Source organism: Pimelobacter simplex (assembly GCF_900114845.1).
In the GTDB taxonomy this organism is placed as follows: domain Bacteria; phylum Actinomycetota; class Actinomycetes; order Propionibacteriales; family Nocardioidaceae; genus Nocardioides; species Nocardioides simplex.
This window is the reverse complement of sequence record NZ_FOUK01000004.1, coordinates 37,610-52,963: the sequence shown is the minus strand read 5'-3', so window position 1 is coordinate 52,963 and position 15,354 is coordinate 37,610. Positions and strand designations below refer to the sequence as shown.

The 15,354-nt window shown below is 73.1% G+C and carries 13 protein-coding genes; 5 read left to right on the top strand and 8 right to left on the bottom strand.

Features of this window, described 5'->3' with window-relative positions:
• The first annotated feature begins 11 nt into the window (after positions 1-11).
• The 3 genes from BM223_RS17010 to BM223_RS17000 are packed head-to-tail and all read left to right on the top strand — an operon-like array spanning position 12 to position 2,641.
• Positions 12-1,973: an ABC1 kinase family protein gene (locus BM223_RS17010; protein ID WP_038682644.1), complete on the top strand. Its 1,962-nt coding sequence runs from the start codon at positions 12-14 to the stop codon at positions 1,971-1,973.
• A gap of 33 nt (positions 1,974-2,006) precedes the next feature.
• Positions 2,007-2,234: a type II toxin-antitoxin system VapB family antitoxin gene (gene vapB / locus BM223_RS17005; RefSeq protein WP_038682642.1), complete on the top strand. Its 228-nt coding sequence runs from the start codon at positions 2,007-2,009 to the stop codon at positions 2,232-2,234.
• On the top strand, positions 2,231-2,641 hold the full coding sequence (locus BM223_RS17000; RefSeq protein ID WP_235319080.1) for a PIN domain-containing protein: 411 nt from the start codon (positions 2,231-2,233) through the stop codon (positions 2,639-2,641). The genes vapB and BM223_RS17000 overlap by 4 nt, the downstream gene beginning before the upstream one ends.
• Here the strand turns inward: BM223_RS17000 and BM223_RS16995 are convergent.
• From BM223_RS16995 to BM223_RS16965, 7 genes are read right to left on the bottom strand one after another with little or no spacing between them, the layout of a single operon-like run.
• Complete coding sequence (locus BM223_RS16995; RefSeq protein ID WP_082003854.1) at positions 2,631-4,997, bottom strand: arylsulfatase; 2,367 nt, start codon at positions 4,995-4,997, stop codon at positions 2,631-2,633. The two genes, BM223_RS17000 and BM223_RS16995, sit on opposite strands and share 11 nt — an antisense overlap.
• Complete coding sequence (locus tag BM223_RS16990) at positions 4,994-5,908, bottom strand: formylglycine-generating enzyme family protein (RefSeq protein ID WP_275069233.1); 915 nt, start codon at positions 5,906-5,908, stop codon at positions 4,994-4,996. Before BM223_RS16990 ends, BM223_RS16995 begins: the two co-directional genes overlap by 4 nt.
• Positions 5,909-5,949: 41 nt before the next feature.
• A complete protein-coding gene (locus BM223_RS16985) occupies positions 5,950-7,596 on the bottom strand; it encodes a dipeptide ABC transporter ATP-binding protein (protein WP_038682638.1) in 1,647 nt (548 codons plus the stop codon).
• Positions 7,589-8,482, bottom strand: a complete 894-nt coding sequence (locus tag BM223_RS16980) for an ABC transporter permease (protein ID WP_082003852.1) — start codon at positions 8,480-8,482, stop codon at positions 7,589-7,591. The genes BM223_RS16985 and BM223_RS16980 overlap by 8 nt, the downstream gene beginning before the upstream one ends.
• Entirely contained in the window at positions 8,482-9,441 is a 960-nt protein-coding gene (locus BM223_RS16975) for an ABC transporter permease (RefSeq protein WP_038682636.1), read from the bottom strand. Before BM223_RS16975 ends, BM223_RS16980 begins: the two co-directional genes overlap by 1 nt.
• A 10-nt stretch (positions 9,442-9,451) precedes the next feature.
• A complete protein-coding gene (locus BM223_RS16970; protein ID WP_038682635.1) occupies positions 9,452-11,038 on the bottom strand; it encodes an ABC transporter substrate-binding protein in 1,587 nt (528 codons plus the stop codon).
• 59 nt (positions 11,039-11,097) lie between these two features.
• On the bottom strand, positions 11,098-12,165 hold the full coding sequence (locus BM223_RS16965) for an ROK family transcriptional regulator (protein WP_038682633.1): 1,068 nt from the start codon (positions 12,163-12,165) through the stop codon (positions 11,098-11,100).
• A 216-nt stretch (positions 12,166-12,381) separates the two neighbouring features.
• Between BM223_RS16965 and BM223_RS16960 the strand changes: the two genes are divergently transcribed.
• Both BM223_RS16960 and BM223_RS16955 read left to right on the top strand, forming a co-directional pair.
• A complete protein-coding gene (locus BM223_RS16960; protein WP_052139153.1) occupies positions 12,382-13,320 on the top strand; it encodes a TauD/TfdA dioxygenase family protein in 939 nt (312 codons plus the stop codon).
• Positions 13,321-13,447: 127 nt separating this feature from the next.
• On the top strand, positions 13,448-13,951 hold the full coding sequence (locus BM223_RS16955; protein WP_038682631.1) for a mycothiol transferase: 504 nt from the start codon (positions 13,448-13,450) through the stop codon (positions 13,949-13,951).
• Here BM223_RS16955 and BM223_RS16950 read toward each other — a convergent pair.
• Positions 13,890-15,344 (bottom strand): MFS transporter, encoded by a 1,455-nt coding sequence (locus tag BM223_RS16950; protein WP_075018660.1) that lies wholly within the window; start codon positions 15,342-15,344, stop codon positions 13,890-13,892. The two genes, BM223_RS16955 and BM223_RS16950, sit on opposite strands and share 62 nt — an antisense overlap.
• Positions 15,345-15,354: the final 10 nt, after the last annotated feature.

Below are 15,354 nucleotides of genomic sequence, written 5' to 3'. Positions count from 1 at the left end.
CGGTGGTGCCCGTGGCAGTGGTGGTGTGGTTCTACACGCTCGTGTCGAGTCTCGTGCTGGCCGCCGGCCTCGGCGCGGTGATCCGGCGGATCCTCGGCGCCCGCGTCGGCTGGGTGCGCACCCTCCTGGTGGCGTGGATCGCCCTGCTGGTGGGGATTCCGGTCACCGGCAAGCTCGCCGTCGGTGCCGGCGTCGGCACCGAGAGCGGCGAGCTGACGACGTCCCAGGGGACGGCGATCGCCTTCCTCCTGGTCAGCTGCCTGTGGGTGTTCGCGGCCGCGCTGGCCGTCGTCATGCTGCTCGAGGTGCTCGTCCCGTCGGGGACGGTGCCGGGGCCGAGCGAGAGCGTCGTCCGCCTGCGGGCGCGGGCCCGGCGGACCCGGCGCTACCTCCAGATCGGGCGGGCCGCGACCGGTTCGGGGCTGGGCGCGGTGCTACGCGGCGGGCCGTCGTCGTCGTCCTTCGGGCCGGCGCTGGCGTCGGTGTTCAACAAGTCGGGGGTCACCTTCGTCAAGCTGGGCCAGATCCTCGCCACCCGCGACGACCTGCTGCCCGCCGAGACCACGCGCGCCCTCGCCACCCTGCAGTCGGACGCCGACCCCGAGCCCTACGAGAAGGTCGCCGCCACGATCGCCGCCGAGCTCGGCGGTCCGCCCGACGCCCTCTTCGCGACCTTCGACGTCGCCCCGCTCGCCGCGGCCTCGGTGGCCCAGGTGCACACCGCGACCACGCACGACGGCCGCCAGGTCGTCGTCAAGGTGCAGCGGAGCAAGGCCCGCCGCCAGGTCGAGGTCGACACCGACATCCTGCTCCGCCTGGCCCGGACGGCGGAGCAGCGCTGGCCGTGGGCCCGGGACATGGCGGTCTCCCGCCTCGCCGCCGGGCTCGCGCAGTCGCTGCGCGAGGAGCTCGACTACCGCATCGAGGCCGGCAACACGTCGTCCGGCGCCGCCGCCCTCCGCGGCCGCGACGACATCGCCGTCCCCGCCGTCGACCTCAGCCTCAGCACCCGCCGCGTGCTCGTCATGGAGCGGCTGCACGGCATCCCCCTGTCGGCCGGCGAGGCCGCCGTCGGGGGCCTCGACGCCGAGCGCCGCGCCCACCTGGCCGAGACGCTGATCGCCGCGCTGCTCGACACCGTCTTCGTCAGCGGTGTCTTCCACGCCGACCTGCACCCCGGCAACATCCTGGTCCTGGACGACGGCCGGCTCGGCCTGCTCGACTTCGGCGCCGTCGGCATCCTCGACAGCGAGACGCGCCAGCTCCTGGCGCTCCTGCTGTTCGCGATCCTCAGCGACGACGCCGTCTCCGCGGTCGACGCCATGACGCTCGCCTTCGACGTCCCCGACGACCTCGACGTCCCCCTCCTGCGCCGCGAGCTCGGCCGCGAGATCGCCGCCCTCCAGCTGCAGTCGACCATCAGCGGAGACACCTTCGCGCGCATCTTCGCGGTCCTGCGCCGCCACGGGATCGGTGTCCCCGGCGACGTCGCCGCCGCATTCCGGACCCTCACCTCGGTCGAGGCCGCCGTCACCCTCCTCGACCCGAGCAACAGCCTGCTCTCGTCGGCGCGCGACCAGCTCCCCACCCTCCTGCGCCGCCTCGCCGCCCCGAAGCGCGTCGCCGCCCAGGCCGCCAGCCAGGCCGGCGTCGTCGCCGCCATCGCGCGCCGCCTCCCCGAGCGCCTCGAGAACGTCACCGGCGCCCTCAGCGACGGCACCTTCACCGTCCGCACCCGTGCCTTCGGCGACGTCGAGGACCGCGCCTGGCTCCGCGACCAGATCAACAACGGCCTCGCCGCCGCCTTCGGCATCACCGCCTGCGTCCTCGCCGTCCTGCTCGCCCTCAGCGACAACGGGCCGCGGCTGACCGACGACCTCTCACTGTTCGGGCTGCTGGCGCTGGCGCTGGGGTTCTGCGGGGTGACGCTCGCGCTGCGGGTGGTCGTGCGGCTGTTCCAGCGGCGGGAGTGAGCCTGATAGCGTCTGATATCAGGAGGTGGCACGATGACCGACCTGCTCATCCGGAACGTGTCTGACGACGACCTGCGGCGGATCGACGACAAGGCCCGCCGGCTCGGCCTGTCGCGGGCCGACTACTTCCGCCGGCTGATCGTCCAGGAGGCGGCACGCGGGGTCGACGACGCCGAACCGGGCGCCGACGTCTTCGCGCGGTTCGCCGACCTCGCCCAGGACCTCGGCGACGACGACGTGATGCGGGACGCCTGGTCGTGACCCACTGGCTGGTCGACAAGTCGGCCCTCGTCCGGCTGGCGCACGCCGCCGAGCGCGACGAATGGCTCGAGCGCTGTCGCCGTGGCCTGGTCCGGATCACCTCCCCGACGCTGCTCGAGACGGGCTTCTCGGCGCGCTCCGCCGACGACTGGCAGGCGCTGGTCACCGGACCGCCCGTGTCGTGGTTCCCCGTCGAGTACCTCACCCCTGCTGTCGAGCGCCGCGCGCTCGACGTCCAGCGGATCCTCGCGGCCCGGGGCCAGCACCGCGCGCCCTCGGTGCCCGACCTGCTGATCGCCGCGGCGGCCGAGCTGGCGGGGCTCGTGGTGCTTCACCTCGACAAGGACTTCGAGCTGATCGCGGACGTCACCGGCCAGCAGGTCGAGCGCCTCGCGGTCACTGCGTGACCAGGACCGAGCTCACCTGCTCCTCCAACGACGGCGTCAGCGCGTCGTCCCCCGACACGATCTCCACCCGCTCGATCCGCCCGGTGAACCGGAACCCGTCGCGGGTGCCGTAGTCGTCGGTGACGGGCGTGCCGCGGTCGACGCCGACGTCGAGGGTCTGGTCCATCGAGAACATGAAGGGCAGCGAGCGCTCCAGGCGTCCGGAGCCGGCGTCGGTGCCGTCGACCCGCAGCGTGATCGTGGCGCCCCTGCCGAGGCCGCCCCCGTCGTAGGCGACGGCGACCTCGACGTCGTGGGTGCCCTCGGTCAGCGGTGAGGTGGCGCGGACGTGGGTCCAGTCGATGGCCGCGTAGCTGTAGGCCCAGGTGAGGATGCCGTCCTTGACGTAGAGCGACCAGCCGCCGAAGTAGCCGCCCTGCGCGACGATCACGCCCGACGTGCCGGGGCCGCCCGCCAGGCGGGCCCGGACGACGTGCGACGCGTTGCGCACCGGCGGCACGGCGTCGTCGCGCAGGCGTCCCGACGTCGGCCCCAGCACGATCGACGACGGCGGCGCTGGGCGCCCGCTGCCCGAGGCGTTGAAGCGGCGCGCGAGCTTGTCGTCCATCGGGAGCACGTGGTTGCGGCGGGCCTCGGCGAGGAAGAGCTCCTGCAGGGCGGCCAGGCGCTCCGGCTCCGCGGCCGCGAGGTCGCGCGCCTGGGTCCAGTCGGTGGTGGTGTCGTAGAGCTCCCAGCGGTCGTCCTCGAACCGCGGTGTCTCGACCGAGGCGGGGTGCCAGGGCGCCTTGTGCGCGGCGACGGCGGTCCAGCCCTCGTGGTAGATGCCGCGGTTGCCGAACATCTCGAAGTACTGCGTGGTGTGCCGCTCCGCGGCCTCCGGCTGGTCGAACGAGTAGGCGAACGAGACGCCGTCGAGCGGCGCCTGGCGGACGCCGTCGATCGTCTCCGGCACCGGGACGCCGGCCACGTCGAGCAGCGTCGGGAGGACGTCGTTCACGTGGTGCCACTGGTGGCGCACCTCGCCGCGCGCGCGGATGCCCGCGGGCCAGTGCACGACCAGGCCGTTGCGGGTGCCGCCGTAGTGGGAGGCGACCTGCTTCGTCCACTGGTACGGCGTGTCCATCGCCACCGCCCAGCCGGCGGGGTAGTGCGCGTAGGTGTCCGGGCCGCCGAGGTCGCCGGGCCGCTCCTCCAGGAAACGCGCGATCCGCTCGGGCGACTCCTCGATCCCGTTGAAGTGCAGGCCCTCGTTGAGCGTCCCGGCCGGCCCGCCCTCGGCGGAAGCCCCGTTGTCACCGAGGATGTAGAGCACGATCGTGTTGTCGAGCTCGCCGCGCTCGCGCAGCGCGTCGACCACCCGGCCCACCTGGGCGTCGGTGTGCTCGGCGAACGCCGCGTAGAGCTCCATGAGCCGTTGCCCGGTCTCCCGCTCGAGCTCGGAGACCTCGTCCCAGTGAGGGACACCGGGCGTCCACGGCGCCAGCTCCGCGTCCGGAGGGACGACGCCCAGCGCTCGCTGGCGCTCGAGCGTGATCTCGCGCTGCCGGTCCCACCCGTGGGCGAACTCGCCGCGGTAGCGGTCCCGCCACGACTCCGGGACCTGGAAGGGCGCGTGCGTCGCGCCGAACGCGAGGTAGCAGAACCACGGCTTGTCGGGCGCGTGCGTGCGGACGTCGCCGGTCCACGCGATCGCGCGGTCGGCGAGGTCCTCGGACAGGTGGTAGCCCTCGGCCGCCGTGCGGGGCGGGTCGACGAAGGTCGTGCCGTCGACGAGGGTCGGCTCGAACTGGCTGGCCTCGCCGCCGAGGAAGCCGTAGAAGCGGTCGAATCCCTCGCCGGTCGGCCAGCGGTCGAACGGCCCGGCGGCGGTCTGCTCCCACGGTGGCGTCTGGTGCCATTTGCCGAAGGCCCCGGTGCTGTAGCCGTTGCCGCGCAGGACCTGGGCCAGCGTGCCGGCATCGCGCGGGCGCAGGCCGTCGTACCCGGGGGCGCCGGTGGAGATCTCCATGACCGTGCCGACGCCGACCGCGTGGTGGTTGCGGCCGGTCATCAGCGCCGCGCGGGTGGGGGAGCAGAGCGCCGTGGTGTGGAAACGCGTGTAGCGCAGGCCGTCGTCGGCGAGCTGCTCGGCGACCGGCGTCCGGCACGGGCCGCCGAAGACCGAGGGAGCGCCGAATCCCATGTCGTCGAGCAGGACGACGAGCACGTTCGGCGCGCCCTCGGGGGCCAGGAGCCGCTCCCGGCCGGGCAAGGGGCCGGTCTGGTCGCGGACGTCGACCTCCGCGTCGTAGTCCGCGCGGGCGCGGTGGAAGGGCAGGTTCAGGCGGTGCTCGTCGGACACGATGTCTCCGTTCATGAGGGGATCGGGAGGGAATTGCCGCACCGGAAGCCGACATTGGCCGACGCCGAGTCCGGCGTGCTGCCGCTGCGGGCGGCGACGCGGTAGCGGTTGCAGTACGAGTCGTGGCAGAGGTACGAGCCGCCCCGCATCACGCGCGCGTGGCCGTGCTCCGGGCCGCGCGGGTCGTCGGTGGGGGAGGCCGCGTAGTAGGTGGGGTCGAACCAGTCGGCGCACCACTCCCAGACGTTGCCGACGGTCTGGAAGAGCCCGTACCCGTTGGGCCGGTACGCCTTCACCGGCGCCGTGGTGAGGTGCCCGTCGTCGAGCGTGTTGCGGAGGGGGAACTCGCCCTGCCACACGTTGAGCCGCCAGGCCCCGCCGTCGTGGAGCTCGTCGCCCCAGGGGAAGCGGCGGCCTGAGAGCCCCCCACGTGCGGCGAACTCCCACTCCGCCTCGGTCAGCAGCCGCTTGCCGGCCCAGCGGCAGTAAGCCTGTGCGTCGTACCAGGTCACGTGGACGACGGGGTGGTGCGGGAGGTCGCCGATCGAGGAGCGCGGTCCGGCCGGATGCCGCCAGTCCGCGCCCTTCACCGCGAGCCACCAGGGGGTCGTGTCGAGCCGGTGCAGGACGTCGCCGCGCGCGGCCTCGACGGCGAGGTGGAAGACCGCGGAGACGCCGAGCTGCTCGGCCTCGGTGACGTGGCCGGTCGCGCGCACGAACCGCGCGAACTGCGCGTTGGTCACCGTCGTCTCGTCCACGAGGTACGGCGCCAGCGTCACCTCGTGGACCGGCCCCTCCCCGTCGGCCGGGTCGCCGTCGCCGAAGGGGTCGCCCATCGCGAACGCCCCGCCGGGGACCGGCTGCTGACCGCGCGTCGTACGACGCTCGGCCGGCGGCCGGTAGGGGGAGGCCGGCGCGATGGTCAGCAGGTCGCCCTGGCCGACCGAGGCCGCGCAGCAGGCGCCGCTCACGACGCGAGCTCGCGCACCCGCCGCACCCGCCGGCCCCGCCGGTTCGGGTCGGGCACCGGGACGGCGTCGAGCAGCCGTCGCGTGTAGTCCTCGCGCGGCCGCGTGAACACCGCACCGACGGGCCCCTCCTCGACCACCTGCCCGGCACGCAGCACCGCCACGCGGTCCGCCACCTGGTGGATGACGGCGAGGTCGTGGCTGATGAAGAGGCACGCGAAGCCGAGCCGCTCCTGGAGGTCGCGGAACAGCTCCAGCACGCGGGCCTGCACCGACACGTCGAGCGCGCTGGTCGGCTCGTCGGCCACGAGGAGCGTCGGCTCCAGCGCGAGCGCCCGGGCCAGCGCGACCCGCTGCCGCTGGCCGCCGGAGAGCTCCCGGGGGCGGCGTCCGGCGTACGAGGCGGGGAGCTGGACGGCGTCGAGGAGCTCGGCCACCCGGGCGTCGCGCTCTTCCGGCGTACCCACCTGGTGGATGTCGAGCGGTTCGCGGATGCTCGCGCCGACGGTGAACCGCGGGTCGAGGGAGGCCTCGGGGTCCTGGTGCACGAACGCCAGTCCCCGGCGGAGGCTCCGCCGCTCCGCGCGCGGCGCGGCGAGGACGTCGGTCCCGCGCAGCAGCACCTGGCCCTCGGCGAGCGGCACGAGACCGGCCGCGAGGCGGCCCAACGTCGTCTTGCCCGACCCGGACTCGCCAACCAGGCCGACCACCTCGCCCGGGGCGACCTGCAGCGAGACGTCGCTGATCGCGGGGAAGGCGCGGCCGCGGCGGCGCGATCCGTAGCGCACGTGGACGTTGCGGAACTCGACCGCCGGCGTGGTCTCGGCCGCCGGGGCGGCGACGACCGGCAGGACGTCGGCGGGCTCGGGCAGGCGCAGCACCGAGGCGAGCAGCGTCTTGGTGTACGGCTCGCGCGGGTGCGCGAACAGCGCCCGGGTCTCGCCCTCCTCGACCACCTTGCCCGCCTGCAGGACGACGACCCTGTCGGCGATCTCGGCGACCACGCCCATGTTGTGGGTGATGAGCACGATCGCGGTGCCGGTCCGCTCGCGGATGCGGTCGAGCAGGCGGAGGATCTCGGCCTGCACGGTGACGTCGAGCGCGGTCGTGGGCTCGTCGGCGAGCAGCACCTCCGGTTCGTTCGCGAGGGCGAGCGCGAGGACGACACGCTGCTTCTGGCCGCCCGAGAGCTGGTGCGGGTAGGAGTCGAGCCGCCGCTCGGGCTCGGGGATCTCGACGGCGCGGAGCAGCTCGATCGCCCGCTCCCGTGCGGCCTTCCGCGAGCGGAGGCCGTGCGCGCGCAGGGCCTCGCGCAGCTGCCAGCCGATGGTCCGCACGGGGTTGAGCGCGGTCTGCGGCTCCTGGAACACCATCGCGATCCGGGCACCGCGGACCTGGTCGAGCGCTCGCTCGTCGAGCCCGAGGAGCTCCCGGTCGTCGTACCGGATCGACCCGGTCGCCCGGGCTCCCGGCGGCAGCAGACCGAGCACCGCGCGTGCGGTCATGGACTTCCCGGAGCCGGACTCGCCCACCAGGGCGAGGATCTCGCCGCGTTCGAGGACGACCGAGACGTCCTCGACGGCGGGTCGTGGCTGGGCGAACGAGATGGCGAGGTGCTCGATCGCGAGCACGGGGGACTCAGGCACGGCGGGCCTCCGCGAGGGACTGGGAGATGAGCAGGAGGCCGAGGACCAGCGCCACCACGACGGCGAGCGGGCCGACGGCGAAGAAGGGCGCCTCGTGCAGCAGCCGCACGCCGTCCTTGATCAGGGAGCCGAGCGAGGGGTGCGGTGGGCGGACGCCGAGACCGAGGAAGCTCATCGCGCCCTCGATGAACACCGCCACCGACATCGACACGGCGAGCTGGACGGTCAGCGGCTCGAGCGAGTTCGGCAGCACGTGCCGGCGCAGCACCCACCAGGGGCCGGCGCCGACGACCTGGGAGGCCTCGACGAACGGCATCTCGCGGACGGTCCGCACCGACGTGCGCACGAGCCGCCCGAAGACCGGGATCTCCAGCGCCACGATGACGACGCCGACGGTCAGCACGCCCGGGCCGAGGAAGGCGGTGAGCAGGATGCCCAGGATCAGCGCGGGGAACGCGAGCAGCAGGTCGAACGCGCGCTGCGCGATCACGTCGGTCACCGTCCACCAGCTCGTGACGAGGCCGAGGAAGACGCCGGCCGCGGCGCCGACCGGCACGGCCGCGAAGACGACGACGAGGTCGACCCGGATGCCGTAGAGCGTGCGGGACAGGATGTCCCGGTTGAGCTCGTCGGTGCCGAGCCAGTGCCCGGCACCGGGGCCCAGCAGGTTCGCGCCCTTGATCTGCTCCGTCGGCCCGTACGGCGCGACCAGCGGTCCGAGCACGCCGAGCACGACCACGGTCGCGACGAGCACGACCCCCACCAGGCCGCGCCCGTGGCGCAGCGCGTGCAGCAGGCTGTCCCGCCGCTCGGGGGCGAGGTCGCCGGGGACCGGCCCGACGGGGACCGGGCTGAGCGGCTCCTCCAGGGAGACGTCGAGGGTCATCAGGAGACTCCGTTCAGCCGGACGCGCGGGTCGAGCCACGCGTGGATGACGTCGGTGGCGAGCTGCGTGACGACGAAGACGACGACCGAGAGCAGCAGCAGGACCTGCACCACGGGGTAGTCGCGGGCCGAGATCCCCTGCTCCACGAGACGTCCGAGACCGGGCCAGGCGAAGACCGCCTCGACCAGGATCGCCCCGCCCAGCAGGGTTCCGAGCTGCAGACCCAGCACGGTCACCGTGGAGGGAAGCGCGTTGCGCAGTGCCTGGGTGAGCACGATCCGGCGCCGCGGGATGCCGAGCGCTCGCGCGGTCGTCACGTACGGCTGCCGCATCTGGGTGCGCAGCGCCTCGGTGAGGAACCGCGTCAGCGCGGCCCAGGCGGGCAGCGCAAGCGCGATGCCCGGCAGCAGGAGGTACTGCAACGCGATGTCGGGCTGGGCGAAGAACCCGGCGGGCGGCGTCCCCCCGGCAGGCAGGACCGGGAAGCGCACCGCGAACACCAGCACCAGCACGAGGGCCGTCGCGAACGTGGGCACGGCCACGGCCGCGGTGTTGAGCCCCGACAGCAGCGAGTTGAGCCAGCGCCTGTCCCCGACGACCGCCGCGGTGCTCGTGACGATCGCGCCGACGGCGGCGAGGACGAGAGCGAACAGCGTCAGCACCACGGTGTTGAGCGCACCGTCGGCGATGAGGCTGCCGACGTCCCCGCCCAGCTTGTACGACGGACCGAGGTCGAACCGCGCGAGATCACCCAGCCAGTGCACGTACTGGCTCCAGAACGGCTGGTCCAGCCCCAGCTGCGCGCGGATGGCGTCGCGCGCAGCGGGGGTGGCGTCCGGTCCGGCGAGCACCGTGACCGGGTCGCCGGGCACCAGCCGGATCAGGGCGAAGATCCCGATCGACGCGAGCGCCGTCACCAGCAGGGCGGAGCCCAGCCGGCTGAGGAGGTAGCGGGTCATGACGGCTCGCTCACTTCGTGAGGTAGGTGTCGTAGAAGATCGGCTCGCCGCGCTTGGTCTGGCCGATGTCGTGGACCTGCGTGCTGCTGGCGTCCTGCGGCAGCGTGATCGCGATCTCCAGCAGGAACGAGCCGTCGAGCAGCGCCTTGCTCAACGTCGCGTAGTCGGCCGGGTCGACCGCACCGGGCTTCTGGTTCCAGACCTTGTCGGCGATCGCCTGGTAGTCCTTGTCGACGTAGAGCGAGGCGTTGTGCTCCGCGTTGAAGGGGTACGCCGACACGGCGAGCGTCGACGGCGTCCAGTTCGCGTAGCCGTGGCTGAGGATCCAGAGTGCCGGGAATTTCGCGCCGATGAGCTGCTGGATCACCTGCGCCTGCTCCTGCGGGTCGAGCTCGACCTCGATGCCGACCTTGGCCAGGTCGGCCTGCACGATCTGCGCGATCGCCCCGTAGATGGGGTTCTCCGAGGGATAGGTGAGCGGCAGCTTCGGGATCGCGACGCCGTCGGCCTTCGCCTCGTCGACGAGCTTCTTCGCCTGGTCGAGGTCGTAGTCGTAGGTGGCGTTCGCCTTCTCGTCGTACGCCGGCGAGTAGTCCGGCCACGGCGCGCTGATCGGGACGCCGGCCCCGCGGAGGACCTCGTCGACGACTCGCTCGCGGTCGAGGGCGTACGCGATCGCCTGGCGGACCCGGATGTCGGAGAGTGCGGGGTTGGTGACGTTCGTCCCGACGTACACCTGGCCCTCGGCGCCGGCCCACTGGTTGACGTGGAACTGGTCGTCCTTGCCGAGGCTCTCGAAGTCGCGGTACGACGCCCCGAGGATGAGGTCGAGCTGGTGCGAGCGAAGCTGCGCGACCTGCGCCTGCGGGTCCGGGATGACGCTGACCTCGATGCCGTCGAGCGCCGGCTTCCCGCGCCAGTAGGCGTCATTGCGCTTGAACGAGATCTTCGCGCCCGGGCTCCAGGCGTCGAACTCGAACGGGCCCGTGCCCACGAACGCCTTGCCCTCGCGGAGCTGGTCGATCGTGTCGCGGTCGATGATCGGCAGCATGTCGAGCAGGTCGAAGATGTTGCTCAACGGGTGCGCGAACGTCAGCGTGATCGCGTGCTCGTCGGACGTGTCGAAGCCGGTGATCGCCGCGGCGGTGCGCTGCAGCTGCACGGTCCACGCGGGGTCGGCCCAGGTCTTGATGCTGAACTCGACGTCCTTGCTCGTGAACGGCCGGCCGGAGTGGAACTTCACGTCGTCGCGCAGCTGCAGGGTGAGCTGCTTGCCGTCGTCGGAGAGCTGCCACGTCGTGGCGAGCGACGGCTGCGGCTCGAGGCTGTCGCGCGGGTAGTCGATCAGCGAGTCGTAGACGCTGCCGATCAGCACGTTGATGGAGTCGCTGGAGTTCGTGAAGATCCGCGCGGGGACGATGTCCTGGAGCGCCCCGACCCGCAGGACGCCTCCCTCCTTGCGCTCTCCCGAGCTGGTCTTCAGGTCGTCGACGGCCGACGAGCAGGCGGTCGCCGTCACCAGGGTGAGCAGGACGACGAGCGCGCCGGCCAGGCGGATCAGGCGGCGGCGCGGGGGCGCGGGGACAGGTGTGGACACGGGTGTTCCTTTCGGGGACGGGAGACGGGTCCGGGAAGGGGGGAGGGGAGAAGGGACGTTCAGGCGCCGCGTCGGCGACGACACGCCCCGGCGGCGTCGACGCACCCCTGCGGGTCGTCGAGCACCGGGCCCAGCGCGACGGTGCAGGCGCTGATCGCCTGGATGTCCTCACCGAAGCGGGTGAACGAGACGGGGACCGCGTGGTCGAGCGCGGTGTGCTCGTCGTAGGAGCCCACGACGGCGTCGAGCTGCTCGGGGTCGCCGGTGAACGCCTGCCCGACGAGGACGACGCGGTCCGGCGAGAGCATGTCGCGCACCGAGCCGGCGACCGCGCCGAGCGTCCGCGCCCGGTCGGCGGGGGACAGCGACGGCACCGACGCCGCGAGGCACCCGGTGCGGCCGCACGAGCACGGGATCCGCGAACCGGTGGGGAAGTGGGTGAGGCTGGCCGCGCGGGTGACGTCGGTCTGCACGCCGCGGTCGACCGCGACCGACCAGCCGAAGGTGTCGCGGGCGTAGACGTAGAGCGTCATCCCGCCGATGCCGTGCCGGCGGTGCAGGAACTCCGAGGCGGCGACCGCCGAGATGTGGTCGCCGGTCCGCACCGGGAGGCCGGTCAGGTCGCGCAGCTCGTGCTCGCGCTCGGTCGGCACCAGGCCGATCTCGCGCCAGGGCGCGACCAGGCCCGCGGCCAGGGGGATCCGGCCGGGCAGGGTGCCGAGCAGCGCGGCGCCGACCCGGCTCAGCTGCTCGAGGTCGGGGTCCGCGCCGAGCGGGCGTCGTACGGTGCGGGAGGCGAGGACCCGCCCGGTCAGGTCGCCGAGGGCGACCGTCGCGATCCGGCGTCCCACGTGGAAGCCGAGCGTGACGTAGTGGTCCGGGTCGATCTCGACGGGGACGCCGGGCCGGCCGGTGAGACCGGGACGGGCGAGGTCGGGGCGCTCGCGGAGGAGACCGAGCTCGGCCAGCTGCGCGGCGGTCCGGCCGACCGTGGCGATGCTCAGCCCGCAGGCCGCGGCGATCTCGTCGCGGTGCGCGCGGCCGGCGGAGCGGACGTGCTCCAGCACCTGCGCGGCGGTCGGGCTGAACCGGCCGCGGGACACGGTGATGATCGGCGAACGGGGCACGCCGGCCTCCTTCCGGGTCCGTGGCGGGTGCGACTGAAAGCAATTGTCTATCAAGTGACTCGACAAACTGTAGATCACGTTCCGGCTCACCCCGTGGATTCGTCCCGCGATCCGGTCGGGTTCGGATCACGGTGAGCGGAACCCTTGTGGGGTGGGCCTTCCGACCTCACCGTGGACCCTCGTTCCCCACCCCCGACGACGAAGGACCGCCACGCCATGACCATCAGCCTCGACCGGACGACCGCCGCTCCCGCCCAGCTCACCGTCAGCAAGCTGGGCAGCCGGATCGGCGCGCGCATCGACGGTGTCCGCCTCGGCGGAGACCTCGCCCCCGAGACCGTGGCCGGCATCCGGACGGCGCTGCTCGAGCACAAGGTCGTCTTCTTCCGCGGCCAGGACCACCTCGACGACGACGCGCAGATCGCGTTCGGCGAGCTCCTCGGTCCGCTCACCACCGCCCACCCGACCGTCAACACGGGCAGCGCGCGCGTCCTCGCGCTCAAGGCGACCAAGGGGATGGCGGCCAACTCCTGGCACACCGACGTCACCTTCGTCGACCGGATCCCCGCCTTCTCGGTGCTGCGCGGCGTCACCATCCCCGAGTACGGCGGCAGCACCGTGTGGGCCAACACCGTGACGGCGTACGAGACCCTGCCGCCGCAGCTCAAGGCTCTCGTCGACGACCTCTGGGCGATCCACACCAACGACTACGACTACGCCAACCACTACTCCGAGGAGGGCGAGGCCAACACGCAGTTCAGCCGCTCCGAGTTCGCCTCGACCGTCTACCAGACCGAGCACCCCGTGGTCCGCGTCCACCCCGAGACCGGTGAGCGCTCCCTCCTGCTCGGGCACTTCGTCAAGAACTTCGTCGGCTTCAACGCCAAGGAGTCCGCCGCGCTCTACAACCTCCTGCAGGACCGGGTGACCAAGCTCGAGAACACCGTCCGCTGGACCTGGGCCGCCGGCGACGTCGCCATCTGGGACAACCGCGCCACCCAGCACTACGCCGTCGCCGACTTCGACACCCAGCTCCGCGAGGTCCGCCGGATCACGGTGCAGGGACCGGTGCCGGTGTCCGTCGACGGCCGCGAGAGCCGGGTGCTGACCGGGTCGGCCGACGTCTACAACCGGCTGGACGAGCTCATCAGCTGACAGGTCGGGACGCGCGCCAGTTTCGCCGGTCGACCGGCGAAACTCACGCTTGACCGATGAAGTTCCGTCGGTCAAGCGTGAGTTTCAGCGGTCCAGTTCGCCGCTCGGCCGGCGTAGCGTCCTTCCCATGACTCCCGCCGACCTCCTGACCGACAGCCTCGCCCGTGTCCTCGACTCCGTCGAGGCGGTGCTCGACGGCCTCGACGACGACGTCCTGACGCAGCGTCCCGCGCCGGGCGCGAACCCCATCGCGTGGCTGGTCTGGCACCTGACCCGGGTCCAGGACGACCACGTGGCCGACGTGGCCGGCATCGAGCAGGTCTACACCGCGCAGGGGTACGCCGAGCGCTTCGCGCTCCCGCTCGACGTCCGCGACCACGGCTACGGCCACACGAGCGAGCAGGTCGGGCTGGTCCGGGCGCCGGCCGGCCTGCTGCTCGACTACTACCGGGCGACCCACGCCGCCTCGCTGGCCTACGTGGCCACGCTCGGGGCCGACGACCTCGACCGGGTCGTCGACACCCGGTGGGACCCGCCGGTCACCCTGGGGGTGCGGCTGGTCAGCGTGGTCAACGACTGCTCGCAGCACGCCGGGCAGGCGGCGTACGTGAAGGGGGTGCTGCTGGGCTGACCCCACCCCGTCCCTCCATCGCCAGCGCGACCACGACCGCGACGGCCGCGATCCCCGCGGTCCACCACCAGACCGTCTCGAACTCGGCGCGCCCGGGCAGCGTCCCGGACGACGTCCCGAGCAGGCTGACGAGCACGCTCACGCCGAGGGCGAGCGCGACCTGGCGGGCCATGGTGACGATCCCGGATCCGGTCGAGGCGTCGGCCACGGGCAGGTCCGCGATCGCGGCGGCGGTGACGTTGGGCATGACGAGGCCGACGGCGATGCCGATGGTGATCCAGGGCAGCAGGTAGCCGGTGACGTACGACGGCTCGGTGCTGAGCACGAGCGCCTGCCAGACCGCGCCGGCAGCGAAGATCGCCGATCCGGCGGCGATGAGGTGGCCGAGGCGGGCACGCGGGAAGAGGCGTCCGGCGGTGATGCCGACGACGGCGACGGCGAGCGGGCCGGGCGTCAGGGCGAGGCCGGTGCGCAGCGGCGAGTAGCCCCAGGCGCGCTGCATCCAGAGGATCCCGGCGAGCAGGGCCATCGCGAAGCCCATGTTGAAGACGATGGTGCTGAGGTTGGCGAGCGTGAACCGCCGGTTGCGGAACAGGTGCGGGTCCACGACGGGCGCGGGGTGCCGGGCGGCGACGAGGCGGACGCCGCCCGCGGCCACGACGGCGACGGCCAGGGCGGTGCCGACGCGCGCCGAGGTCCAGCCCCAGCTGTCGGCCTGGACAAGGGCGAGCACGAGGGCGCCGACGGAGGTGGCGAGGAGCACCGCGCCGAGGACGTCGGGGCGCGGCGCGGGTGCGCCGTCCGGGCTGCCCGCGGCCGCCGGGCCGGCGAGGTCCGGCACGTAGCGGACGGCGAGCGCGATGAGCAGGAGGCCGGCAGGGACGTTGATCCAGAAGGCCCACTCCCACGAGAGCTGCACGAGGACGCCGCCGACCGACGGTCCGACGGCGGCCGATACGGCGCCGACGAGGGCCCAGAGCCGGGCGACGGCCGCGCGCTTCTCCGGGGGCGCGGCGGCGACGAGGAGGCCGAGGCTGGCCGGCATCATCGCGGCGGCGCCGACGGCCTGGACGACGCGGGAGCCGACGAGCGTCCAGACGTCGGGGGCGAGGCCGGCGCCGAGGCTGGCCGCGGTGAAGAGCGCCATCCCGATGACGAAGACGTTCTTGCGGCCGCGCCGGTCCGCGACCCGGCCGAGGGGGACGAGGAGGGCGGCGAAGGTGACGGCGTAGCCGTTGAGGATCCAGCTGAGCGCGCCGAGGTCGGGCTCGCCGAGGTCGCGGCCGATGTCGTCGAGGGCGACGTTGACGATGAACATGTCGATCCCCGCGAGCCAGACGGCGCCGGTGAGGACGAGGAGGACCAGGGGTCCTCGCTGACTTCTGTTTGCCATAGTCAGGACC